17 protein-coding genes are annotated in these 23,512 nt (G+C 73.3%); 5 read left to right on the top strand and 12 right to left on the bottom strand.

The window, feature by feature from the left end:
• Window positions 1–84 precede the first annotated feature (84 nt).
• The 10 genes from NLU66_RS03180 to NLU66_RS03135 all read right to left on the bottom strand — a co-directional run bounded on the left by NLU66_RS03180 (window position 85) and on the right by NLU66_RS03135 (window position 9,702).
• Entirely contained in the window at window positions 85–1,536 is a 1,452-nt protein-coding gene (locus NLU66_RS03180) for an amino acid permease (protein WP_259361501.1), read from the bottom strand.
• 11 nt (window positions 1,537–1,547) lie between these two features.
• Entirely contained in the window at window positions 1,548–2,222 is a 675-nt protein-coding gene (locus tag NLU66_RS03175) for a YczE/YyaS/YitT family protein (protein ID WP_259361500.1), read from the bottom strand.
• Window positions 2,223–2,478: 256 nt separating this feature from the next.
• Window positions 2,479–2,949 carry a 50S ribosomal protein L9 gene (rplI, locus tag NLU66_RS03170; protein WP_259361499.1) on the bottom strand — a complete coding sequence of 157 codons (471 nt, stop codon included), beginning with the start codon at window positions 2,947–2,949 and terminating at the stop codon, window positions 2,479–2,481.
• A gap of 17 nt (window positions 2,950–2,966) precedes the next feature.
• The gene (gene rpsR / locus NLU66_RS03165; RefSeq protein ID WP_137769400.1) at window positions 2,967–3,203 is read right to left on the bottom strand and encodes a 30S ribosomal protein S18; all 237 of its coding nucleotides are present in this window, start codon (window positions 3,201–3,203) and stop codon (window positions 2,967–2,969) included.
• 98 nt (window positions 3,204–3,301) lie between these two features.
• On the bottom strand, window positions 3,302–3,886 hold the full coding sequence (locus tag NLU66_RS03160; RefSeq protein WP_137769399.1) for a single-stranded DNA-binding protein: 585 nt from the start codon (window positions 3,884–3,886) through the stop codon (window positions 3,302–3,304).
• Between the two features lie 140 nt (window positions 3,887–4,026).
• Window positions 4,027–4,317, bottom strand: a complete 291-nt coding sequence (gene rpsF / locus NLU66_RS03155) for a 30S ribosomal protein S6 (RefSeq protein WP_137769398.1) — start codon at window positions 4,315–4,317, stop codon at window positions 4,027–4,029.
• Between the two features lie 222 nt (window positions 4,318–4,539).
• Entirely contained in the window at window positions 4,540–6,195 is a 1,656-nt protein-coding gene (gene nikE, locus NLU66_RS03150; RefSeq protein WP_259361498.1) for a nickel ABC transporter ATP-binding protein NikE, read from the bottom strand.
• A complete protein-coding gene (locus NLU66_RS03145; RefSeq protein ID WP_259361497.1) occupies window positions 6,192–7,112 on the bottom strand; it encodes an ABC transporter permease in 921 nt (306 codons plus the stop codon). The genes nikE and NLU66_RS03145 overlap by 4 nt, the downstream gene beginning before the upstream one ends.
• Window positions 7,109–8,077: an ABC transporter permease gene (locus NLU66_RS03140; protein ID WP_259361496.1), complete on the bottom strand. Its 969-nt coding sequence runs from the start codon at window positions 8,075–8,077 to the stop codon at window positions 7,109–7,111. Before NLU66_RS03140 ends, NLU66_RS03145 begins: the two co-directional genes overlap by 4 nt.
• Complete coding sequence (locus NLU66_RS03135) at window positions 8,074–9,702, bottom strand: ABC transporter substrate-binding protein (protein ID WP_267136238.1); 1,629 nt, start codon at window positions 9,700–9,702, stop codon at window positions 8,074–8,076. Before NLU66_RS03135 ends, NLU66_RS03140 begins: the two co-directional genes overlap by 4 nt.
• A gap of 144 nt (window positions 9,703–9,846) precedes the next feature.
• Here NLU66_RS03135 and NLU66_RS03125 point away from each other — a divergent pair, with 144 nt between their 5' ends.
• The gene (locus NLU66_RS03125) at window positions 9,847–11,853 is read left to right on the top strand and encodes an alpha/beta hydrolase family protein (protein ID WP_259361495.1); all 2,007 of its coding nucleotides are present in this window, start codon (window positions 9,847–9,849) and stop codon (window positions 11,851–11,853) included.
• 19 nt (window positions 11,854–11,872) lie between these two features.
• On the opposite strand, the gene NLU66_RS03120 is transcribed toward NLU66_RS03125, so the two are convergent.
• The gene (locus NLU66_RS03120) at window positions 11,873–14,479 is read right to left on the bottom strand and encodes a transglycosylase domain-containing protein (protein WP_259361494.1); all 2,607 of its coding nucleotides are present in this window, start codon (window positions 14,477–14,479) and stop codon (window positions 11,873–11,875) included.
• 220 nt (window positions 14,480–14,699) lie between these two features.
• Complete coding sequence (locus tag NLU66_RS03115) at window positions 14,700–16,178, bottom strand: CCA tRNA nucleotidyltransferase (RefSeq protein WP_416232177.1); 1,479 nt, start codon at window positions 16,176–16,178, stop codon at window positions 14,700–14,702.
• 100 nt (window positions 16,179–16,278) lie between these two features.
• Between NLU66_RS03115 and NLU66_RS03110 the strand changes: the two genes are divergently transcribed.
• Genes NLU66_RS03110 through NLU66_RS03095 form a run of 4 tightly spaced genes read left to right on the top strand, consistent with a single transcriptional unit; the run spans window position 16,279 to window position 23,504 of the window.
• Entirely contained in the window at window positions 16,279–18,696 is a 2,418-nt protein-coding gene (locus tag NLU66_RS03110) for a DUF6049 family protein (RefSeq protein ID WP_259361493.1), read from the top strand.
• Window positions 18,693–20,429, top strand: coding sequence for a murein biosynthesis integral membrane protein MurJ (gene murJ / locus NLU66_RS03105; RefSeq protein WP_259361492.1), 1,737 nt, complete (start codon window positions 18,693–18,695; stop codon window positions 20,427–20,429). The genes NLU66_RS03110 and murJ overlap by 4 nt, the downstream gene beginning before the upstream one ends.
• Window positions 20,430–20,484: 55 nt before the next feature.
• Window positions 20,485–22,956 (top strand): hypothetical protein, encoded by a 2,472-nt coding sequence (locus tag NLU66_RS03100; RefSeq protein WP_259361491.1) that lies wholly within the window; start codon window positions 20,485–20,487, stop codon window positions 22,954–22,956.
• Window positions 22,953–23,504, top strand: a complete 552-nt coding sequence (locus tag NLU66_RS03095) for a hypothetical protein (RefSeq protein ID WP_259361490.1) — start codon at window positions 22,953–22,955, stop codon at window positions 23,502–23,504. Before NLU66_RS03100 ends, NLU66_RS03095 begins: the two co-directional genes overlap by 4 nt.
• The last annotated feature ends 8 nt before the right edge of the window (window positions 23,505–23,512 follow it).

Genomic DNA, 23,512 nt, shown 5'->3' with positions numbered 1-23,512 from the left:
GCCCTCGACCCTAGCGAGCGGGGCGCCTGGAACGGCCGCGACGTCCGTCGGAACCGGTCCCGACGGTCGTCGACGACAGCGGCGTCAGCGCATCGACTCGGCCTCGTCGAAGGCCTCCTCGATCGCAGCGGTGTCGAGACGCCGGCGCACGACGGCGAAGTACAGGAGCGTCGCGAGCAGCACGGCGGGCACGCCGACGGCCGCGGCGATCTGCATGCTCTCCCGCACGAACACCGTGGACAGCACGGTGAGCAGGCCGATCATCCCCACGACCGCGGTGACGACGCCGCCGGGCACGCGGAAGGTCGCGCCCTCGACGCCACGGCGCCGGTAGGCGACGAAGGTCGCGAGGATCAGGAACCACACGAGCAGCACCGCGAACACGACGAGGCTCATCATGTAGCCGAACACGCCGCCCACGCCGGAGAACGCGAGGATCGCGGCGGCGAGCAGGCCCACGGAGCTCGCGACGATGCCCACGTAGGGCACGTGACGGCGCGTGGTGCGCGCGAAGACGCGCGGGGCGAGGCCGTCGGAGGCGAGGGAGTGGAGCATGCGGCTGCCGGCGTAGAGGTTCGCGTTCGCGGCGGACAGCGCGGCGACGAGCACCAGGAGGTTCGTGATGCTCGCGGCGCCCGGGATGCCGATGCGGTCGAAGACCATCACGAACGGGGAGGTCGCGACGTCCTCGCCGGTGCCGGCGGCCTCCTGCCACGGCACGAGGCTCACGACGATGCCGATGCACAGCACGTAGAAGAACGCGAGGCGCACGATCGTGGTGCGCGCGGCGGTGCGGATCGAGCGGGCCGGGTCCTTCGCCTCCGCGGCCGTGATCGAGAGCAGCTCGATCCCGCCGAAGGAGAACATGACGACCGAGAGCGCGATCCACACGGCGCCCCAGCCGTTGGGGGCGAAGCCACCGTCGGACGTGAGGAGCGAGAGCCCGGGGGCGCCCTCCCCGGGCATGCCGAACAGCACGAGGAACAGGCCGATGAGGATGAAGACGAGGACCGCGACGACCTTGATCGAGCTCAGCGCGAACTCGATGACGCCGAAGGAGCCGACGGTCGCGAGGTTGATCCCCACGATCACGGCGGCGAAGAGCAGGATCCCCGCCCAGATCGGCACGGCCGGGAACCAGTACGCGAGGTAGGCGGCACAGGCGACGAGCTCCGCGCCGGTCACCGCGACCGTGACGATCCAGTACAGCCAGCGGCTGAGGTAGCCCCAGAACGGGGAGAGGTAGCGGGCGGCGAGGGTGCCGAAGCCGCCGCGCACGGGGTGGCGGGAGGCCATCTCGCCCATCGCGAGGGCGATCGTCGCGGCGATGAGGGAGCCCACGGCGAAGGAGACGATGACGGCGGGTCCGGCGTAGCCGATCGCCTCGCCGGAGCCCAGGAACAGGCCGGTGCCGAGCGCGGAGCCCATGGCGATCATCGCCATCTGGCCGTGGCCGAGGGACCTCGCGAGGGTGTGCCCGGCGGCCGGTGAGGAGCCGGCGTCCGGGCGGGAGGGGGTGGGGGAAGGGGTGTTCACCCTGCCCGACCCTAGTCGGCGAGGGCGGCCGTCGCAGGGACCGGCGCCGTCCCGCGGCGCACGGGAATCGTCACCCACGGCAGCACGAGGTGCACGATCGGGCCGATGCCCAGGGCGTACACGACGGTCCCGAGGCCGACGGGCCCGCCGAGCATCCAGCCGATCGCGAGCACGCCGACCTCGATGACCGCGCGGACGGGGCCGACGGGCAGCCCCCAGCGGTGGTGGATCCCCGTCATGAGGCCGTCGCGCGGGCCGGGGCCCAGCTGGGCGCCGATGTAGACGGCGTCGGCGACGGCGTTGAGGGCGAGCCCGGCGACGAGCAGGGCGATGCCGGGGAGCAGGCCCTCGACGGGCGGCACGAGGTGCAGGGTGAGGTCCATCGAGACACCCACCCAGAGGGCGTTGGCGAGCGTGCCGATGCCGGGCTGCTGGCGCAGCGGGATCCAGGCGAGCAGCACGACGAAGCTCGTGAGGATCGTGATCGTGCCGATGCTGAGCCCGGTGCGGCCGGCGATCGCGACGGAGAGCACGTCCCACGGGGCGGCGCCGAGGCCGGCGCGGAGGATCAGGCCGATGCCGGCGCCGAAGCCGGTCAGGCCGAGGAACAGGGTCAGCAGTCGCAGGGGGAGGCGGTCGATCCGCAGCTGCTCGCGCAGCGGGACGTTCTGGAGGGCGGAGGGCATGGCACCATGCTCGCCCATCATCGGCCCCTCACCACAGGGCCGACCACGCGCCGCCTCCGCCACCCGCCCCGGAAGCCCTCACACTCGGAGGATGGTCCGATTCTGTTCCACATCGACGTCGGATCTGGAACAGAATCGGACCATCCGCGGGGCAACAGCCTGCGCGGGCACGGAGCGGCCCGGGCCCGCACACGACGACGCCCCGCCCACCATGACGGTGGACGGGGCGTCGAGCGCAGGGTGCGAGAGCCTCGGATCAGGCCTTCACGGACCCCTTGGCGGCGACGACCTGGATGACCAGGTTCGCGAAGACGTCGTCGTGCAGACGCACGGTCGCCTTGTGCTCGCCCAGCGCCTTGATGGCGGCGGGGAACTCGACCGTGCGACGGTCGATGTCCTTGTCGAACACGGCCTTGACGCCGTCGGCGATCTCCTTGGAGGAGACGGCGCCGAAGAGGCGGCCGTTCTCGCCGGCGCGCTCGGAGACGACGACCGGCTTCGACTCGAGCGTCGCCTTGAGCGCCTGGGCGTCCTCGAGGTTCGTGATCGAGCGCTTGCCGCGGGCGGCGCGGATCTGGTCGAGCTGACGCTGACCGCCGTTGGTCCACGGGGTCGCGAGACCGCGGGGCTGCAGGTAGTTGCGGGCGTAGCCGTCCTTGACCTCGACGACGTCGCCGGCGGCACCGAGGCCGGAGACCTCGTGCGTGAGGATGAGCTTGGTGGTCATGTGAATGCCTTCCTTGCTCAGCGACCGGAGGTCGAGTAGGGCAGGAGCGCGATCTCGCGGGCGTTCTTCACGGCCTTCGCGATCTTGCGCTGCTCCTGCACGGACACGCCCGTCACCCGACGCGCGCGGATCTTGCCGCGGTCGGAGATGAACTTGCGCAGCAGCGCCGCGTCCTTGTAGTCCACGGTCTCGAGACCCGCAGCCTTCAGCGGGTTCAGCTTCTTCTTCGGCTTACGAAGAACAGGCTTGGCCATCGTGGTGCTCCTTCTTTCTGTGGAGCCCGGGCATGCACCCGGGATGGAATGGATGAGTGTCGATCCTGGTCAGCGGGCTCCGGAGAGCCCTCTGCGGATCAGAAGGGAGGGTCGTCGTACCCGCCCTGGTTGCCGCCGGCCCACGGGTCCTGGTCGGCGCCGCCCTGAGGAGCGTTGCCGTAACCACCCTGCTGGCCGCCGTTGTAGCCGCCCTGACCGCCGCCCTGCTGGCCGTAGCCACCCTGGCCGCCGCCGTTGAAGCCGCCGCCCTGCTGACCGCCGCCGCCGTTGAAGCCGCGACCGCCGCCTCCGCCGCCGCGCTGCACCTTGGTGGGCTTGGCGGTGGCGTAGCGGAGCGACGGGCCGACCTCGTCGACCTGGAGCTCCACGGACGTGCGGTTGTTGCCCTCACGGTCGGTGTAGGAGCGCTGCTGGAGACGGCCCTGCACGACGACGCGCGTGCCCTTCTCCAGCGACTCCGCCACGTTCTCGGCGGCATCGCGCCAGACCGAGCAGCGCAGGAACAGCGCCTCGCCGTCCTTCCACTCGTTCGCCTGACGGTCGAAGGTGCGGGGGGTGGACGCGACGGTGAACGACGCCACGGCCGCTCCGGAGTTGGTGAAACGCAGCTCCGGGTCGGCGGTGAGGTTGCCGATCACCGTGATGACGGTGTCATTCGCCATGGGTGCTCCTCTGCTCCGAGTTCGGTGGGGTCAGTGGTGTCACTGGGAGGCGGCCCGGGGGCCGCGGATCGCCCGTCGGCGTGAGCCGGAGGCGATCGGGAGGGACGAGCCGCCGCGGAGCGGGGGCGCGTCCCGAAGGATCACTTCGCGTCGGCCCGCATGAGCTTGGTGCGCAGCACGGACTCGTTGAGCCCCAGCTGACGATCGAGCTCCTGCGCGGTGGCGGGGGTCGAGGTGAAGGTGAGGACGATGTAGATGCCCTCGGACTTCTTGTCGATCTCGTAGGCGAACTTCCGCTTGCCCCAGACGTCGACGTTGTCGATGGTGCCGCCCTCGGTGGGGACGACCTGGACCAGCTTCTCGAAGGTCCCGCTGACGGTCCGCTCATCGACGGACGGGTCGAGGATCACGACCATTTCGTAAGCGCGCATGTTTCGGTACCCACCTCCTGTGGTCTCAACGGCCACGGTCTCTCCGTGGCAGGAGGGTTCATGCCATCCGCGCAGCCGCCGGCGGCGCATGTCACGGACCGTGCAACCCTACCGGTCCCGGGCGGTGGGGAGAAGGGCGGGGCGGGAGCTGCGCGGGGGATCACAGCCGGGGCCGACGTGCGCCGTCGTCGGCCCCGTCCCCCGGGGATCCTGGCCGGCCCCTCAGACCGGCACGGCACCGGGGATCGCGGCGATGAGCTCCCGAGTGTAGGCGTGCTGCGGGTCGTCGAACACGTGGGCGGTGACGCCCCGCTCGACCACCTCTCCCCGGCGCATGACGATCACGTCGCGGCACAGCTCGCGCAGCACCGCGAGGTCGTGGGTGATGAACACGAGGGCCAGTCCCCGCTCCTGCTGGAGCCGGGCGAGCAGCGCGAGGATCTGCGCCTGCACGGTGACGTCGAGCGCGGAGACCGCCTCGTCGCACACGAGCAGCTGCGGGGAGACGGCGAGGGCCCGGGCGATCGCCGCGCGCTGGAGCTGGCCGCCGGAGAGCTCGTCCGGTCGGCGCCCCGCGAGCGCCGGGTCCAGCCCGACGTCCCGCAGCAGCGTGTCCCGCAGCTCCCCCCGCCGGGCGCGCGGGACCCCGCCGAGCGCCCGCACCGGCTCCAGCACGGACCAGCCGACGCTGCGGGAGGGGTCGAAGGAGGAGTGCGGGTTCTGGAACACGGGCTGCACGATCCGGCGCAGGGCACGGTCCCCGCGGGTGACCTCCCGGCCCGCGATCCGGACCTGTCCGGCGTCGGGCGCCGTCAGCCCCAGCACGATCCGGGCGAGGGTCGTCTTCCCGGATCCGGACTCCCCGGCGACGCCGATGCTGTCCCCCGGGCGCACGGTGAGGTCCGTGGGCCGCAGCGCTCGCACGGGCCTGCTGCGATGCCCGAAGCTGCGCTCCGCCCCGCGCACCTCGAGCAGCGGCGGGGCCCCGCTCGCGGCGCCGGCGGGTCGGATCGCGGCGAGCGTGCGGGAGCGGCCCGGGATCGCCTCGACGAGGGCACGGGTGTAGGGGTGCTCGGGCGCGGTGAGCAGCCGGCGGCTCGGGCCGCGGTCCACGACCCGGCCCGCCCGCAGCGCGATCGTCGTGTCCGTCCTGTCGGCGGCGACCGCGAGGTCGTGGGTGATCAGCAGCAGCGCGGTGCCGTGGGTGGCGGTGAGCTCCTGGAGCCGGTCGAGGATCCTCCGCTGCACGGTGACGTCGAGGGCGCTCGTGGGCTCGTCGGCGATGATCAGCCGCGGCGCGGTGACGATCGCGACGGCGATCAGCACCCGCTGCCGCTGCCCGCCGGAGAGCTCGTGGGGATGGCGCTGCGCGAGCTGCTCGGCGTCCTCGAGGCCGGCCTCCTGCAGGGCCTGCAGCGCGCGGGCCCGGTGCTCCGCGGGGTCCCCGATCCGGTGGTGGCGCAGCGGCTCGATGACCTGGTCGATCACGCGTCGCAGCGGGTCGAGAGAGCCGCCCGGGTCCTGGGGGACGTAGGCGATCTCGCGCCCGCGGATCCTGCGCGCCCGCGCGGCGGGGAGGGCCAGGAGGTCGCGGGCCGGCTCGTCGGGGGCGTCCCCGGCGAGGAGGACGCGTCCGGTGACCTCCGCGCGGTCGCCCAGGATGCCCAGGAGGGCGCGGGCGATGCTGGACTTGCCGGAGCCGGACTCGCCGACGAGGGCGAGGGTGCGACCGGGCTCGATGGTGAGGGAGACGCCGTCCACGGCCGTGGTGAGGTCGCGCCGGCCCCGGTAGGCGATCCGCAGGTCCTCGACCGCGAGCAGGGGCGCGCCGGTCTCCGTCGACGGGGGCGACGCGGGGGTCGGGGTCGTGATGCTCATCGGGCCTCCTTCGTGCCGATGCCGCGGCTGAGCCGGTTGACGCTGAGCACCGTCAGCCCGGCGACGAGCGAGGGGAAGAGGGTCCACCACCACGCGCCCGCGATGTACATGCGGCCCTCGTTGATCTGGGACCCCCATTCGGGGGTGGGCGGCACCGAGCCGAAGCCGAGGAAGCTCAGGGAGGCGACGGCGAGGATCGCGCCGCCCAGGTCGATGCCCGCGACCACACCGATCGCACCGGAGGCGTTGGGGACGACGTGGGTGAGGATCCCGGTGAGCCCGCGGGTGCCGCTCGCGGTGGCGGCGTCCATGTAGGGCAGGTGCACGATCCGCAGGGTCTCCGCCCGGGCGATGCGCACCATGCCGGGGATCCCGGCGATGCCCACGGCCACGGCCACCTTCTCCACGCCGAAGCCGAGCACCGAGATGATCGCGAGGGACAGCAGCAGGCCGGGGATCGAGACGATGACCTCGACGGCGCGGGAGATGACGGCGTCGACGATCCCGCCGACGAACCCGGCGATCATCCCGAGCAGCCCGCCCACGAGCAGCGAGATCGTCACGGCGGCGATGCCGGCGAGCAGCGAGAGCCGCGCACCGTGGACCACGCGGGAGTACACGTCGCGGCCGTTGAGGTCGGTCCCGAACCAGAACGTGGAGCTCGGTGGGGCGAGGGAGCCGCCGGCCACCTCGAGGGGATCGTGGGTGGAGAAGATCGTGGGGGCGATCACCCAGCCGACGAGCAGCAGGAGGTAGAGCGCGGAGAGCACCGTGCCGGGGCGCGTGACGAGGCGTCGCAGGGCCTCCGCGCCGCGGTGCCGGCGGCGTCGCCCGGGAGGCGCGGCGGGGAGCGGCTCCGGTGACGGCGCGGGGCCGTCGACGAGCGGCTCGGCGACGCGGTCGGCCTGGGCGGTCATCGGGCGGCCCCCGCCCGCGCGCCCGGCGAGACGACCCGGGGGTCGATGAGCGGGTAGCTGAGGTCGACGACCAGGGTCACGACGACGTACAGCCCCCCGGTGAGGACGATCAGCGCCTGGATCAGGGGGAAGTCCCGCGCCCCGACGGCCTCGACGTAGAGCTGGCCGATGCCGGGCCGGCCGAAGATCACCTCGATGATCGCGGCGCCGGAGACGACGCCGCCCACGAGCATGCCGACGATCGTGTAGACGGGGAGGCTGGCGTTGCGCAGGACGTGCTGCAGGATCACCTCGACGGGGCTCAGGCCGCGCGCGCGGGCGACCTCCACGAAGCCCTCGCGGCCCACCTCGCGGATGCTGCGGGCGAAGACCTGGCTGAGCGTCCCGGCGCCGAGCAGGGCGATGGTCATGGCCGGGAGCAGCACGGAACTCAGCCCGCCGGCGCCGAAGGCGGGGAACCAGCCGAGGCGGAAGGAGAAGACCTGCAGCAGCACGATGGCCATCACGAAGGACGGCACCGCGATCCCGATGACGGTCACCCCCTGGAACGCGGAGCGCAGCCAGGCGGTGGGCAGGAGGACCGAGCCCAGTGCGAAGAGCACGCCGAGCACGGTCATGAGCAGCAGGCTCGTCAGGCCCAGCTCGAGGGTCGCGCCGATGTTGTCCCCGATGACGGTCGCCACGCCCTGGCGCTGCTGGGAGTAGGCGGTGCCCCAGTTCAGGGTGAGCACGCGCCCCAGGTAGAGCACGTACTGCACGACGACGGGGCGGTCGAGCATCATCTCGGAGCGGATCTGGGCGATCTGGGCGTCGTCCGCCGCGCCGGCGTCCGCCCCCTCGCCGCCCATGACCATGAGCCGGGCGGGGTCGCCCGGGGTCAGCTGGACGATGACGAAGGACAGCGTGATCGCGCCCCAGAGCACGACGGCCGCCTGCCCGAGGCGGCGCAGGACGTACCCGGTCATGCCGGGACGGTGTCCGCGAAGACCGGCTTGTTCTCCGCGTCGAGCCGGATCGCGGCGATCGAGGTCGAGGCCGCGGTGAGCGAGATGTTGTCGACGAGCGGGAAGGAGTAGCCACCCTCGAGCAGGAGCCGCTGGGCGTGCTCCGAGGCCGCGGCGCGCTCGTCGGGATCGGTCGTGGACTGCAGGGCGAGCAGGGCGTCGTCGATCTCCTCGATCGGGTTCCCGAAGAAGAACGACTGGTTCTCGTAGAAGGAGCTGTAGACGACGCGCAGCACGTCGGGGTCTGCGCGGCCCTGGCTCCAGGTGGAGAGGTCGTAGGGGGCGTCGTAGAGGCCGTGCTCGCTGGACTCCGCCTCCGTGACGGGCGAGAGCACGAACTCGATGCCGACCTTCGCCCACTGGTTCTGCAGGAGCTGGAAGAGCTGCTCGTACAGGGTGTTCCCGCTGACGTACTGGATCTCGATGCTGAGCCGCTCGCCGTCGCCGTTCACGCGCACGCCGTCGTCCCCCTCGGTCCAGCCGCCCTCTTCGAGGATGCTCCGAGCCTCGTCCGGGTCGTGGGCGAGGAGCTCGGAGAGGTCCGCGGAGCCGGGGGTGGCGGCGGTGAGCAGTCCGGTGGCGGGCTCGACGTGGCCCTGGTAGATGCGCTCGGCGATCTCCGCGCGGTCGGTCGCGGGGTTGATGGCGCGGCGCACCGCCTCGTCGGTGAAGATCTCGCGGTAGACGAAGGGGATCAGCGGGGTGGAGATGCCGCGGGTCGCACGGTTGGACAGGTGCAGGCGGTCGGTGTCGATCGAGGGGAGGGTCGAGACGTCGAGGGAGAACGCGTAGTCGACCTGCCCGGAGGAGACGGCGCCGGCGAGGGTCGTGGCGTCGGGGATGAAGGAGATCTCGAGGGTCTCGTAGGTCGCCGGGCCCTGGTGGTCGTAGGCGGCGGAGGCCCAGTCGTAGTCCTCGCGGCGGGTGAGGGTGATGGTCTTGCCGGGGACGTACTCCTCGAAGAGGTAGGCGCCGGAGCCCACGACGGCCTTCCCGCCGCGGGCGACCTCCTCGGGGGTGAGGGCGAGGGTCGAGTCGGCGAGGATGCTGAGGGTCTGCGTGGTCGCGGCCTGCAGGAACTGCGCGTTGGGGCCGTCGAAGGAGACGACGGCGGTCAGCTCGTCCGGCACCTCGGTCCCGGTGTAGCCGCGGAGGTGGCTCGCGCCGATGTAGGAGAGCGGGCCCAGGTCGATGATGCGGTCGAAGTTCTTCCGGATCGACTCGGCCGTGAGCGCGGTGCCGTCGGAGAAGGTCACGCCGTCGCGCAGGTGGAAGGTGAAGGAGGAGTTGTCCTCGTTCGCCTCCCAGCTCTCCGCGAGCCAGCCGACGATCTCGCCGGACTCCGGGTCCTGGTCGACGAGGGTGTCGGCGATCTGCCGGGCGACGGTGCGGGAGACGGTCTGCGGAGGCTGGTGCGGGTCGTAGTTCTCGCTGTCGGAGGGGAAGGCGATGCGCAGCGTCGAGGTGTCCGCCTCGGCGCCGGATCCGGTCGCGCTGCTGCAGCCGGCGAGGGCGGGGACGGTGAGGGCGCTCAGGGCGGCGGCCGCACCGAGGGTGCGGCGGGACAGGCGGGCGGAGGCGGGCATGGGGTTCCTCGGGGCGGGGAGAGGGAAGCGGGACGAGGGGGCGACGAGGCCCCGTCATCCCCTATCTGACGTTATGCACTCCATTAGTTCCAATTCTGTGAACGGGTGCGTCCGCGCCGGTCACGCGGCGGGTAGCCTGCGACGATGGAGCTCACGGACATCGACCTGCTGACGACCCTCTCCCGCCCCTCGCTGTCCCCGGACGGCTCCTTCGTCGTCTACGCGACCTCCCGCCCGGACCTCCGCGCCGATCGCGCCGTGGGCCAGCTCTGGCGCCTGGACCTCGAGGCGCCCGGCGATCCGGAGCCCCGGCGGCTCACGCGCGGGATCGCGGACTCCGCCCCGCAGCTCTCCCCGGACGCCTCGACGATCGCCTTCCTGCGACCCGACGACCGCGGCGCGCGGCAGCTGCACCTCCTGGACGCCCGCGGCGGGGAGCCGCTGCGGATCACCGACCGCCCCCTCGGCGTGCAGGCCTTCTCCTGGCTCCCCGACGGCGGCCGCCTCGCCCTGCTCTCCCGCGAGCCCGAGCCCGGCCGCTACGGCACCGTCGAGGGCCTCGGTCCGGCCGCCGAGCCTCCCCGCCGGATCACGGGCATCCGCTGGCACGCCAACGGCACCGGGTACACCGTGGACCGCCCCACCCAGGTGCTCCTCGTCGAGGCCGCCGATCCGGCCGGAGAGCCCGCCTACCCGGCCGCGCCCCACCCCTCCCGGCCCACCGGGGCGACCCCCGCCGTGCCGCACCCGCCGGTGGCGCTCACCGACTCCCCGGCGGAGCACTCCGCGCTCGCGGTCACGGCCGACGGCGCCGCCGTCGTCGTCGCGCGCACCGCGTACGAGAGCGACCGCCGCGACCACCGCACGGAGCTGCTGTCCCTTCCCGTCGACGGCTCCGCGCCGACGGTGCTCCTCACGCGTGAGGACGGTCTCGCTGTGCTCGCGAGCGCCGTCGCCGCGGACGGCACGATCGCCGTGCTCGCCTCGGCGCCGGAGGGCGGCCGCTACGAGGTCGCCCCCGACGTCTCGCTCTGGCTGCTCGAGGAGGGCGGCCCGCGCAGGATCACCGACGCCGAGACCCTCGACGTCGCGAGCGCGGGCCCCGAGCTGCTGCCCCTCGGCGAGGACCTGCTGCTCCGCTCCGCCTCCCGCGGGCGCGTCCGGCTCCTGCGGGTGGGGCGTGACGGCACGGTGCGGCCGCTGGTCGACGGGGACGTCGCCGTCCGCGCGGTCGCCGCCGTCACCGCCCCCGAGGGCGAGAGGATCCTCGCGATGCTCGCCGCCCCGGACACCCCCGGGCGGCTCGTCGCCGTGGACCCCGACGGCGCGGGAGCCCCGCCGCGCACGCTCCTGGACACCGGTGGGGCGCTGCGCGCGGCGGGGCTCGTGCTCCCGCAGGAGATCGAGGTGGCCGGCTCCGACGGGTACCCCGTGCACGGCTGGGTGACGACACCGCCGGGGGACGGCCCGTTCCCCACACTGCTGATGATCCACGGAGGCCCCTATGCCGCCTACGACGTCGCTGTGCTCGACGAGGTGCAGGTCCTTGTGGGGGCGGGGTACGCGGTCGTCCACGGCAACCCTCGCGGCTCCGCGGGCTACGGCCGGGCGCACGGCCGCGCGGTGCGCCGGGCGTTCGGCACCGTCGACCAGCAGGACGTCCTGACCCTCCTCGAGGGCGCGCTCGCGGCGGATCCCCGGCTCGACGCGGAGCGGCTGGGGATCATGGGCGGCTCCTACGGCGGGTACCTCACCGCCTGGACCATCGCCCACGACCACCGCTTCCGCGGCGCGATCGTCGAGCGCGGCTTCCTGGACCCGCTGAGCTTCCAGGGCACGAGCGACATCGGGACGTCCTTCGGGGACGCCTACATCGGCACGTCACCCGAGGACATCGCCCGCCAGAGCGCCTTCGACGCGGCGGCCTCGGTGCGCACCCCCACGCTGGTGATCCATGCGGAGCGGGACCTCCGCTGCCCGCTCGAGCAGGGCACCCGCTACTACTCCGCGCTCCGGCGCGCGGGGGTCGAGGCGGAGCTGCTGATCTTCCCGGGTGAGGACCACGAGCTGTCCCGCAGCGGCCGGCCCCGCCACCGGGCGGAGCGCTTCGAGGCCGTGCTCGAGTGGTGGTCCCGGCACCTCGCCGTCTGAGCGGCGCAGGGCCCGGGGATCAGTCCCCGCCGCCCGATCCCTTGCCGTTCCCGTTGCCGGTGCCGGTGCTCGAGGAGCCCTTGCTCGTGCCCTTCCCGGTGCCCTGGCCGGTGGTCGCGCCCTGGGCCTCGTCGTCGCCCTCGGACTCGGTGGTGGTCTCCTCCGCGGGCTCCTTCGTCGTCGTCGGCTTCTCGGCCGGCGTCGTCGACTTCTCCGTGGTGGGCTCCTCCTCCGCGGGCTCCTCCGTGGTGGGCTCCTCGGTGGTGGGCTCCTCCGTCGTCGGCTCCTCCGTCGTGGGCTCCTCGGTGGTGGGCTCCTCCGTCGTCGGCTCCTCCGTCGTGGGCTCCTCCGTGGTGGGCGCCTCGGTGGTGGGGGCCTTGGTCCTCGGGGCCTGGGTCCGCGTCGACGTGCGGGTCGTCGTGGTGCTCGCGACGGCCTTCTGGTTGTCCAGCCGCACGGCCTCGGGGAAGTCCTCGAAGTCCTGGCCCTCGAGGGAGCGGGACATGATCGCGCCCCAGATCTCCGTGGGGTACGAGCCGCCGGTGATGTTCGAGTAGTCGCCCCACGGGGTGAGCGGGTCCTCGCCGCCGTCCGCGTTCGGCTGGAACATGCCCACGCCGGTCACGAGCTGCGGGGTGAAGCCCACGAACCAGGCGGAGCGGAAGGACTCCGAGGTGCCGGTCTTCCCGGCCACGGGGCGGCCGTCCATGATGTCGACGAGCGCCTTCGCGGAGCCCGTGCTGGGCGGGCCCTGGAGGGCGACGGTGGCGTTGGTGGCCACGCCCTCGTCGAGCACGCGCTTGGCGGTGTCCTTGTGCTCGTACTCCTTCGAGCCGTCGGCGTTGGTCATCGTCTCGACGATGTACGCGGAGTGGTAGACGCCGCCGGAGGCGATCGTCGCGTAGGCCTCCGCCATCTCGCGGACGGTCGGCGAGGCGCTGCCGAGCACGTTCGAGGCGTAGTCGTCCAGGCCCGGCGTGGTCTCCGGGAGGCCCAGCTCGATCGCGGCCTCCTTGGTCTTCGTGGGGCCCATCTCGACGTTCAGCTCGGCGAAGGCCGTGTTGATCGAGTTCGTGGTCGCCTGCGAGAGGCTCACGGTGCCGTAGTCGACCTTGTTGAAGTTGTTCACGGTCCAGCCGGGGAAGGACTTCGGCGAGTTGCCGTCCCAGGTCGAGTACAGCGAGTAGCCGTCCTGGAGGGCCGCGACGAGCGTGAAGGTCTTGAAGATCGACCCGGCCTGCATGCGCGACTGGGTCGCGTCGTTGATGGACTGCGTGACGTAGTCCTCGCCGCCGTACATGCCGCGGATCGCGCCGCTGGACGGGTCCAGCGTCATCGTGCCCACGCGGTTGTTCTCGGGCCGGTCACCGAGGTCCTCGATCGACTGGACGGTGTTGTCCTGGACGCTCTTGTCCACCGTGGAGACGATCTTGAAGCCGCCGGTGTTGAGCTCGTCCTGCGTGTAGCCCTGGTTGATGAGCTCGGTGCGCACCTGGTCCAGGAGGTAGCCATTGGTGCCGCCCAGGCTGTTCTGCTTCTTGGGCTCGACGGTCTTCGGGAACTCGAGGGCGTCGGCCTGCTCGGCCGTGAGCACCCCGGTGTCGTTGACCTCGCGCTCGATCACGCGTGCCCACAGCGACTGCGCCTTCTCCTCGTTGACCGCGGGGTCGTAGGACGAGGGGCCGGGGATCACGGCGACCAGCAGCGCGGCCTCGGACTCGTCCATCTCGGAGGCGGGCTTGCCGAAGTAGGCCTGGGAGGCCTCCTCGATACCGTAGGCGCCGCGACCGAAGTAGATGGTGTTGAGGTAGCGGGAGAGGATCTCGTCCTTGGGGAGCTCCTGGTCGATCTTGATCGCCATGAACATCTCCTTGACCTTGCCCACGTAGCTCGTGTTGGTCCCGGTGTAGTACCGCTCCACGTACTGCTGCGTGATGGTCGAGCCGCCCTGGCGGGCACCGCCGGAGAGGTTGTTGACCAGGGCTCGGAGGATGCCCTTGGGCGAGATGCCGCGGTTCTCGTAGAAGGTCGCGTCCTCGCTCGCGACGACGGCGTCCTTGACGGTCTGCGGGATCTCGTCGTTCGCGATCGGGGTGCGGTTGATGTCGCTGAACTTGCCCATCTCCGTCTCGCCGTCGGAGAAGTAGACGCGGGAGGACTGGGCCAGGGCGAAGTCGGAGGGCTCGGGGACGTCGGTGGTCTTGTACAGCCAGACGGTGCCGGCGAGGCCCAGCAGCACGATCAGCGCGAAGGCGCCGGCGAGCAGGCGGAAGGACGGCAGCCAGCGCCAGAACCCCTTCTTCCCGGCCCGCGGGTAGTTCAGGAAGTTCGTCGCGGCGACCTTGCCGCGGCCCTTCCCGCGCCCGCTGCGCGCCGGGGCGGCGTGGCGGGACGCCGCCGAGCGGCTGCCCGCCCCGGCCGCGGCCGCACCGCCCGCGGCGGCGCCGCGCGTGGCGCCGCCGTCCTTCTTCGGGGTGCGGCTCGTGCCCTTGCTCGCGGCGCCCGGCGCCGGCTTCTTCGCGTCGGAGGCCCCGGAGGCGCGACGTACACCTGCGGCGCGACGATTGCCGGCCGACGGGTTCGTGCGGCGCGACGAGCCGCGGGAAGAGCGTCCGGAATCGCTCATGGCTGCTGCTCCTGGTCTGAAGGGGTCGGGGACGCGACTGCCGACGGGCAGGCGACCTCACAGTATGAGCATCCCACCCCCGCCGGCGGGAAGCCCCGGCGGTGAAGCACACACGGTGTGCACGTCTGCCGGGCGGTCCCTCACATCCTCCTCACACGGAGGCGGGGAGGCATCCAGCGTCCGTGCGGCGCGCGTCACCACGAACGCGCCGACCGCCCGCTCAGCCCTCGGCGCGGGCCGCCCACCAGGCGCGCAGCTCCGCCTCCGCGCGCTCGGCGCCCAGCGGGCCGTGCTCCATCCGCAGCTCGAGGAGATGCTTGTAGGCCTCGCCCACCTCGCGGCCCGGGGGGAGGTCGAGGATCGTCATGATCGCGTTGCCGTCGAGGTCCGGGCGGATCCGCCCGATCTCCTCCTGCTCGGCGAGGCGGTCGATCCGCTCCTCGAGCTCGTCGTAGGCGCGGGAGAGGGTGCGGGCCTTGCGCTGGTTGCGGGTGGTGACGTCCGCCCGGGTGAGCCGGTGCAGGCGCTGGATCAGGTCCCCGGCGTCGGTGACGTAGCGGCGCACGGCGGAGTCCGTCCACGGGGAGTCCGCGTAGCCGTGGAAGCGCAGGTGCAGCTCGACGAGCCGGGAGACCTTCTTGATGGTGTCCTTGTCGAAGGCGAGGGCCCGCAGCCGCTTGGCGGCCATCTTCGCGCCCACCGTCTCGTGGAAGCGGAAGGTGACCACGCCGCCGTCCTCGTAGCGGCGGGTGGCGGGCTTCCCGATGTCGTGGAGCAGCGCGGCGAGGCGCAGCACGAGGTCCGGCGCCTCGCAGGGGCCGCCGGAGCCGGCGGGGCTCTCGAGGTCCATCGCCTGGTCGAGCACGGTGAGGGAGTGCTCGTAGACGTCCTTGTGGCGGTGGTGCTCGTCGATCGCGAGCCGCATCTCCGGCAGCTCGGGCAGCACGTGGTCGGCGAGGCCCAGCTCGACCATGAGCTCGAGGCCGCGGCGCGGCGCGATGCCGGTCATGAGCTTGACCAGCTCGTCCTTGACCCGCTCGGCGGAGACGATGGTGATGCGCTCGGCGAGGTCCGCGACGGCGGCGGCGGTCATCGGCTCGATCCGCAGGTCGAGCTGGGAGACGAAGCGCACCGCGCGCATCATCCGCAGCGGGTCGTCGTCGAAGGACTGCTCGGGGGCGACCGGGGTGCGCAGCACGCCCTTGGCGAGGTCCTCGAGGCCGTCGAAGGGGTCGACGAGCTCGAGCGAGGGCAGGCGCACGGCCATCGCGTTGACGGTGAAGTCGCGGCGGGAGAGGTCCCCCTCGAGCGTGTCCCCGTAGGCGACCTGGGGCTTGCGGGAGGCGGGGTCGTAGGTCTCGGTGCGGTAGGTCGTGATCTCGACCTTGACCCCGTCGCGGATCCCGCCGAGGGTCCCGAACTCGCGGCCCATGTCCCAGATGCCGCCGTCATGCGTCCAGCCGCGCAGGATCTCCTCGGTCTGCTCGGGGCGGGCGGAGGTCGTGAAGTCGAGGTCGGCGCTCACCCTGCCCAGGACGGCGTCGCGCACGGGGCCGCCCACGAGGGCCAGCTCGAGACCGGCCGCCTCGAAGCGGCGGCCGAGGTCGTGGATCTCCGCGGGCAGCGCCTCGAACATGGCGGCGGCCCGGGTGCGGGCGTTCTCGAGGCGGCGGGCGGCCTCGGCGGCGGGTTCGGTCACGGGTGTCCTGTCCTGCGGTCGATGTGAAGGTGGTGCGAGGGTCTGCGGAGCATGCGCGCCCGCGCAGGGAACTACGGTAGCGGCCGCATACAGTGTCCCCATGCCGTCCACCCGTCCGCTGCTGCGCCCGGTCCTCGCGGCGCTGCTGACGGTGACGATGCTCCTCGCTCCCGCGCTGCTGGCCGGCGCCGCGAGCCCGGCGAGCGCCGCCGCGCCCGCGACCCCCGCCGCTCCGTCGGCCCCGTCGGCCCCGTCAGCTCCGTCCGAGGGGGCGGATTCCGCCGTCGACCTCACGCTGACGTCCCTGGATCCCACCTCCCTCGCCCCCGGCGGCACGCTCACCGCGCGGGTGAGGGTGACCAACACCTCCGAGGAGTCGCTCGACGCGGCGTCCCTCGAGCTGCGCACCCGCAGCTCACGCGTGACGGACCGCGCGCAGCTCTCGCAGTGGGAGGGCCTCACGGGGCCGGACACCGCGGGTGAGCCCGTCGCCTCCTCCGATCCGACGGTCATCGCCCCGGGGGACTCCGCGACCCTGCAGATCCGCGTCCCCGCGGAGGACCTCGGCTTCAGCGGGGAGTCCTACCTGTGGGGCACGCGCCGCATCTCCCTCACGCTCTCCACGTCCGACGGCCCCCAGGACGCGATCCGCACCTTCGTGGTGTGGCGCCCCGAGGGGGCGAGCGGCAGCATCACCGAGTCGGTGCTGCTGCCCATGACCGGCACGGATCCGGGGGCCGCGGCGGCCGATCCCCCCGCCTACGCGGACTCCGCCGCCTCCGGGCACCTCGCCTCGCTGCAGGCCCTCGCCGGGCGCGAGGACGTGGACTGGTGGCTGGACCCGCAGCTGCTGGACCCGCCGCGGCTCGAGGTCGCCGAGGAGGGCGATCCGCAGACCACGAACGGCGACGCGGCCGCCGAGTACGCCGTCCCCGAGGCCGCGCAGGCGATCGCCTCGACGCTGCAGGACGCCGTCGGCTCCCGCACCGTGCTCGCCATGCCCTATGCGCGCACGGACCTCGCGGGGCTCCGGGAGGCCGGTGCCGCGGATCTCGCGGACGCGGCGGACGCCCTGGGCCGGGACACCTGGCAGGCGTCGGGGATCATCCTGCGCTCGCGGGCCGTCGGCATCCCCGGTGACGAGGTCACCGCCGAGGCCCTCGACGAGGCGGCCGCGACGGGGGCGGACACCGTCATCGTGCCGTCGACCTCGGTGCGGGAGGATCCGGGATCCTCCGTCACCCCGAGCTCGATCGGCACCTACGAGGCGACGGGAGCGACGGGCTCCGGGCGGGACCTGCGGGTGCTCGCACCGGATCCGGAGCTCTCCGCCGAGTTCGCCTCGCTCGACGGCGGCACCGACCCGGAGCTCGTGACCCAGCGGATGCTCGCGGAGACCGCGACGATCGCCTCGGAGTACTCGCAGGCGCCGCGGCACCTGCTGATCAGCCCGGATCCGGAGGCGGCGCTGGACGCGGAGGCCGCGGGCACCGCGCTCGACGCCCTCGACGAGGCCCCCTGGCTCACCCGCGGCACGACCGACGCCCTTCTCTCCGCCGCGGAGCAGGACGCGGTCACGACGAACCCCTCGACCCCCGGGGACGACCTCTACGCCCTCGGGACGATCGACCCGGCGACGGTGGCGCCCTCGGCGGAGTCCGAGGACGGCACCTGGACGCGCACCGACCCGGCCGACGTCGCCGCCGCGACGGACATCGCCCCCGCCCTCGCCCGCCGGCTGCAGGACCTCTGGGGCGAGCTCGACACGCTCGGCGCGGTCATGGAGGACGACGCCGCGCTCGACGGTCCCCGCCTCGAGGTGCTCTCCGCCGCCTCGGAGCACTGGGGCTCCGCCGCCGACTCCACCGCGCGGGCGGAGCTGGCGGAGACCGCCGTCGCGGACCTCACCGGGGCGATCTCCGTCGTCCCGACCTCCGGCTACAACCTCATCTCCGACTCCGCGGGCGTGCCGATCACGGTCAAGAACTCCCTGGACACGCCGATCACGGTGCGGATCGCGGTGTCCTCGGACCGCCCGATCGTGCGGGTGGGCGAGCAGCCCGTCGTGACGGTCCCCGCCCGCGGCCAGATCGACAAGACGGTCCCGGTCGAGGCGATCGCGAACGGCACCGTGACCCTCTCCGTGCAGCTGACCAGCGATCCCGACGCCGAGGACGCCCCGGACGGCGGGGCGCAGGCGCTCACCTCGACCTCCGAGGTGCCGCTCACGGTGAACCCGGCGTGGGAGAACTGGACGACCCTGCTGCTCGTGATCGGCATGGGCGCGCTCGTGGTGGTGGGCGTCGCGCGCGCCCGCCACACGGGCTCCTCGCACCGCGCCCCGGCCGTGCACGGCCCCGAGGACCCGGTGGTCCTCGCCCGCACCGGCCGCTCCGAGCCCACCACCGAGCCGCTGCCGCCCACCGCCGACGACGCCCATCCCGACCCCACGACCGAGACCGGGAGCGAGGCCGCCGCCGCGGCCGAGGACCCGGAGCAGAAGGAGGAGCGCCCGTGACGTCACGTCCCCGCGAGCTCCGCACCCATCACGTGCCCCGCCACCGCCGCCACGGCACCCCCGGGAGCAGCTCCCGCCTCATGAAGGCCTCCGTGGTCATGGCCTCGGGATCGATCGTCTCGCGCCTGCTCGGCTTCGTGCGGAACTTCCTGTTCGGCTCGATCCTCGCGGGCTCCATGTCCTCCGCCGGCAGCGCCTTCAGCGCCGCGAACGCCCTGCCGAACACGGTGTGGCTGTTCGTGGGCGGCGGCACGCTCAACGCGATCCTGGTCCCCGCGATCGTGCGCGCCGTGAAGCGGCCGGACCGCGGCAGCGACTACGTCTCGCGCCTCATGACGCTCGTGTCCCTCGTGTCGCTCGTGCTCACGGGGCTGTGCATGCTGCTCGTGCCCGTGCTGCTCGTGCTCACCAGCGGCAGTCTGCCGCCGGCGACCTACGCGCTCGCGGTGCAGCTGGGCTACTGGATGATGCCGCAGGTCTTCTTCTCCGCCCTGTACGTCATGTGCGGGCAGCTGCTGAACGCCCACGACTCCTTCGGCCCGTACCAGTGGGCGCCCGTGGTCAACAACCTCATCGGCATCGTCGGCGCGGCCCTGTTCCTGGGCATGTGGGGCGCCGTCGGCGACCCGTCGCAGTGGACCCTCACGATGATCGTGGCGATGGCGGCGATCAACGTGGGCGGCTCCGCGGGGCAGGTCGTCTTCCTCACCTGGTTCGTCAAGAAGCTCGACCTGCGGCTGCGGCCGCGGTGGGGCTTCCGCGGGCTGGGGCTCGGCAAGCTCAGCAGGATCGGCCTGTGGACCCTCGCGATGCTGGGCCTCGGCCAGCTCGGCGTGTGGGCGACCCGCTGGTCCACCGGCGGTGCGGTGCACGCGGCGGAGGCGGCCGGGAAGGACTCCGACCTCGCGGCCCGCTACCCGGGGCTGCTCTCGATCGACTGGGCGTACCTCGCGTTCATGATCCCGCAGGGCATCATCGCGGTCTCCCTGGTCACAGCCGCCTTCCCGGCGATCTCGCGCAGCGCCGCCGCCGGCGACCACGCCGCGGCGCTCGCCGCCTACGCCCGCACGAACCGCCTGCTCGCGGTGCCGATGGTGCTGTGCACGGTCCTCTTCATCGCCCTCGCCGGCCCGATCATGTGGGCGATCGGCGGCGGCACGGGACCGATCGGCGCCCGGGCGAACGGCGCGGTGCTCGTGGGCTACATGCTGGGGCTCGTGCCCTTCGCGGCGCTCTACCTCGTCAAGCGTGTGTTCTACGCGTACGAGGACGCCCGCGTCCCCTTCTACACGCAGATCCCGAACACGCTCGCCTCCCTCGTGGGCGCGCCGATCATCCTCGCCGTGGTGGACCCGGCGTGGGCGACGGCGACCGCGGCGACGGTGAGCAGCGTCGGCAACCTCGCCGGATGGCTCATGGCCCTGTGGTTCCTGCGGCGCCGTGCCGCGGCCCTCGGGGAGGCCGTGCCGGGGACCCGGAAGGGGCTGGTGCTCGCGGGGAAGCTCGCGCTCGCGGCGCTCGTCGCCTGGGCCGTGGGGGCGGGTCTCGTGCAGCTGCTGGACGGGGCGATCTGGTCCCACCGATCGGTCGCCATCGCCCTCGGCGTCGTGATCGGCGCGGTGGTCTCCGCCGTGTTCCTGGCCGTGGCCTGGCTGCTGCGGGTCGAGGAGGTCCAGCGCATGGTGGGCACCGGAACCCGGGCCCTCGGCCGCCTGCGCGGGGCGACCTCGTAGCATGGAAGCCGCCCGAGCTCGCAGCGAGGGCGAACACCGACGACAAGGACGGTCCGTGGACACGAACTCTCATCTGGACGCGCTGCGCTCCCGGTGGATCCTGGAGGGGCGGATCCCCCTGTCCGGGGTCGCCGAGGGCGCCTCGTGGCACCGGGCCCGCACGGTCGCGAGCGGGGAGGACGTGGCGCTGCTGGTCGTGCACGGCCCGGCCGCGCTCGAGGCCGCCGACGCCGTGCGCCGCGCGTACCTGGTGGAGGACCCCCGCCTCGTGCCGGTCCGCGAGATCGTCGTGCTCGACGATCCCCGTGAGGAGAGCGGGACGGACGGGACCGCGGGCGAGCCGACGACGGTCGTCGAGTACCCGCTGCCCACGTCCCCGCCGCTCGCGGCGCTGCTCGCCGACGGCCCCCTGCACCCCGAGACCGCGCGCGCCGTGATCGGCGAGGCCGCGACCGGGCTCGAGGTCGCGCGTCGTCGTGGCCTGCGCCATCAGCTGCTCGACTCCAACCGCGTCTTCGTCGACACGGCGTCCGGCGCGGTGTCCGTGCTCGGGGTGGGCGTCGAGGCCGCCGCGCACACGGATCTGGATCGCTCGCGGGAGATCGCCTCCTTCCAGGACACGCGCGCCCTCGTCGCGCTGCTCTTCCGGGCGCTCACGGGCCGCAGCCCGCGACCGGGGGCCGACGGGACGATCCCGCGGCCGTCCGCGCTGCGAGCGGAGGGCGCCCCGCCGATCCCCGAGGACCTCGACCTGCTGTGCGAGCTCGTGCTGGGCGGCTCCTCCGAGGAGGGCCCGGAGACCACGCGTGACCTGGTCGAGGCCCTCGAGCCGTGGCAGTCGATCCCCGTGACCCTCGAGGCCTATGCCGGCCGCGGGGCGACCCCCGCCGCCTCCGCCCGCGATGCCGCTCCGTCCGCGCCCGTCGTGGTCCCCGGCCGGGAGACCTCGGTGAGCGCGGGCTCCGCGGCTCCGGTCGCCGACGGGGAGGAGGCGCCGGCCTCGGATCCGACCGGTCCGGGTCGGAGCGCCGCTGATCCGGCCACCGAGTCGTTCGAGCCGCTCCCCGCCGACGGCGGCCTCCCCGAGGAGGACACCGTCTCGCGCGCTCCCGGCACGGCCGCATCCGGCACCGCCGGCGCGGCCGCCGCGGCGACGGCCGGGGTCGTCGGCGCCGGCGCGGCATCGGCCGCCACCACCCGGCCCACCTCCGGCGACACCACCGCCGCGGAGCCCGGCGCCGTCGATCCCGAGAACCCGGGGGTCCCCGAGTCCTCGGTGCCCGCCGAGGAACAGGAGAAGACCGCTGCGGCCTCCTCCTCCGCGGCCGAGGGTGAGGCGAAGGCGCTGGTCCAGGAGCTGCACCTCGACGAGCGCCGCTCCTCGAGCGCCTTCCCGGGCCATCTCGACGTCGCCGCAGCAGCCCCCTCCGGCCCGTCCTCACCGGCCGATCCGTCAGCCCCGTCGACCCCGGTGAGCCCCTCGACCCCGGCCGACGCGCCGGGCACCTCTGCACCCGAGGCGGCCGAGACCGGGGTGGCCCCCGCCGCGGCGGAGCCCGGCACGGCCGCCCTCCCCGCGGCCGCCGGCGCCACCGCGACCACCGCGCTCACCCCCGCCGCGCATCATCGTCATGGCTCCGCCTCCTCCGCGGCGGAGAGCACGGGCCCGCTCGCCGTCTCCGGGCGCACCGAGTCGCTCGCCCCGGTCGACTCCGGTCCGATCGTCGTGCGCGGCCGCGACCGCTCCGCCCTCGGGTCGGACGTCCCGGAGGACACGGTCCCCGCCTCCCGCAGCTCCCTGCTGCGCGAGGTCGTCGGCGTCGCGGTCGATGCGGACGACCCGCAGACCTGGGGCCTCGGCCCTGCGCAGCCCGCCGCCCGCTCCCGCCAGTCGCAGTGGATCCTGCTGGGCGCCGTGCTGCTGGTCATCATCGCGATGGTCTTCGCGATCACGTCGATCACCTCGGGGCTGCGCCAGCGCGTCGAGAACCCGCTGAACACGCAGCCGGTCGCGACCGCGACCACCGCCGCCCCGAGCGAGGAGGCGAGCCCCACCACCGAGGAGGAGAGCCCGTCGCCCACCGCGACGCTGCCCGCACCGGAGGTGACCGGGGTCGAGGAGTTCAACTCGAGCACTCTCGACCATCCGGAGCAGGCCTCGCGCATCACGGACGGCGACACCGGCACGTTCTGGTCCACGAAGCTGTACACGAGCTCCGACTTCGGCGGGCTCAAGGACGGCACCGGCATCAAGCTGACCTTCGCCGAGGAGTCCACGATCACGAAGGTCACCGTGACGACCGCCCGCAACACGGGCGGCACGATCGAGCTGCACGCGGTGAACGCCGACGGCAGCCTCCGCGACGTCGCCGCGACCGCCCAGTTCAACGGGGACGGCGAGGCCGTCCTCACCCCGAAGGAGCCCCTCGAGGCCGACGGCGCCGCGCTGTGGATCCCCGACCTCCCGCAGGACAGCGTCGAGACCGATCGCTACCGCGGCCGGATCGCCGAGGTCCGCGTCGAATGAGCCCGCGCCCGGCCCTCCGGCGGGTGCACGGGCTGTCCTCCCGGCTCCCGAACTTCCTCGGGATCCCTGTCGTGGTGATCCTCGCGGTGCTGGTCGTGGCCGCTCTGATCGGTCTGCAGCTGTCCACAGCGCTCGAGCAGTCGAGCACCACGCACCCGCGGGCAGGTGTCGCGGTCGACACGGAGAACGGTGCCGGGAAGAATTCGGCGGGTCTGCCCGTTGTCACGGAGAGCTCCCTGGGCACCGAGGTCCAGAGGCTCGTCGACGCCGGCACGATCCAGCCGATGACGAGCTTCGACGCCGCGACCTGCCTGCAGGCCCTCGGGAGCGCCGATGCGGTGCTGATCATGGAGGAGGTCGCGTGGGGAACCGACCAGTCGTCGGCCTGGCTGCTCGTGCACGGTCCCGTGGACCGCGACACGCTCCAGGCCACGGGCGGCACGGTCTCGGTGACCGTGGTGCGCCCCACCTGCGGGGACGCCTCGACGCAGGCGGATCCGTCCCAGGTGGGCCTCTGGAGCGGCACCGTGCTCATCGAGGGCGTGTGAGCGCCGTC

The sequence above is a fragment of the Brachybacterium sp. NBEC-018 genome (assembly GCF_024860185.1).
Taxonomy (GTDB): Bacteria; Actinomycetota; Actinomycetes; order Actinomycetales; family Dermabacteraceae; genus Brachybacterium; species Brachybacterium rhamnosum.
Note: the sequence above shows the minus strand (reverse complement) of the source record. Positions and strands in the feature narration are given on the sequence as shown.

Excerpts from the sequence above, each read along its gene's own strand:
- NLU66_RS03145 (WP_259361497.1), bottom strand. The coding sequence starts at position 7,112 with ATGACCGCCCAGGCCGACCGCGTCGCCGAGCCGCTCGTCGACGGCCCC.
- nikE (WP_259361498.1), bottom strand. The coding sequence starts at position 6,195 with ATGAGCATCACGACCCCGACCCCCGCGTCGCCCCCGTCGACGGAGACC.
- NLU66_RS03095 (WP_259361490.1), top strand. The coding sequence starts at position 22,953 with ATGAGCCCGCGCCCGGCCCTCCGGCGGGTGCACGGGCTGTCCTCCCGG.
- rpsR (WP_137769400.1), bottom strand. The coding sequence starts at position 3,203 with ATGGCCAAGCCTGTTCTTCGTAAGCCGAAGAAGAAGCTGAACCCGCTG.
- rplI (WP_259361499.1), bottom strand. The coding sequence starts at position 2,949 with ATGACCACCAAGCTCATCCTCACGCACGAGGTCTCCGGCCTCGGTGCC.
- NLU66_RS03160 (WP_137769399.1), bottom strand. The coding sequence starts at position 3,886 with ATGGCGAATGACACCGTCATCACGGTGATCGGCAACCTCACCGCCGAC.
- NLU66_RS03140 (WP_259361496.1), bottom strand. The coding sequence starts at position 8,077 with ATGACCGGGTACGTCCTGCGCCGCCTCGGGCAGGCGGCCGTCGTGCTC.
- NLU66_RS03110 (WP_259361493.1), top strand. The coding sequence starts at position 16,279 with ATGCCGTCCACCCGTCCGCTGCTGCGCCCGGTCCTCGCGGCGCTGCTG.
- NLU66_RS03175 (WP_259361500.1), bottom strand. The coding sequence starts at position 2,222 with ATGCCCTCCGCCCTCCAGAACGTCCCGCTGCGCGAGCAGCTGCGGATC.
- rpsF (WP_137769398.1), bottom strand. The coding sequence starts at position 4,317 with ATGCGCGCTTACGAAATGGTCGTGATCCTCGACCCGTCCGTCGATGAG.
- NLU66_RS03120 (WP_259361494.1), bottom strand. The coding sequence starts at position 14,479 with ATGAGCGATTCCGGACGCTCTTCCCGCGGCTCGTCGCGCCGCACGAAC.
- NLU66_RS03135 (WP_267136238.1), bottom strand. The coding sequence starts at position 9,702 with ATGCCCGCCTCCGCCCGCCTGTCCCGCCGCACCCTCGGTGCGGCCGCC.
- NLU66_RS03125 (WP_259361495.1), top strand. The coding sequence starts at position 9,847 with ATGGAGCTCACGGACATCGACCTGCTGACGACCCTCTCCCGCCCCTCG.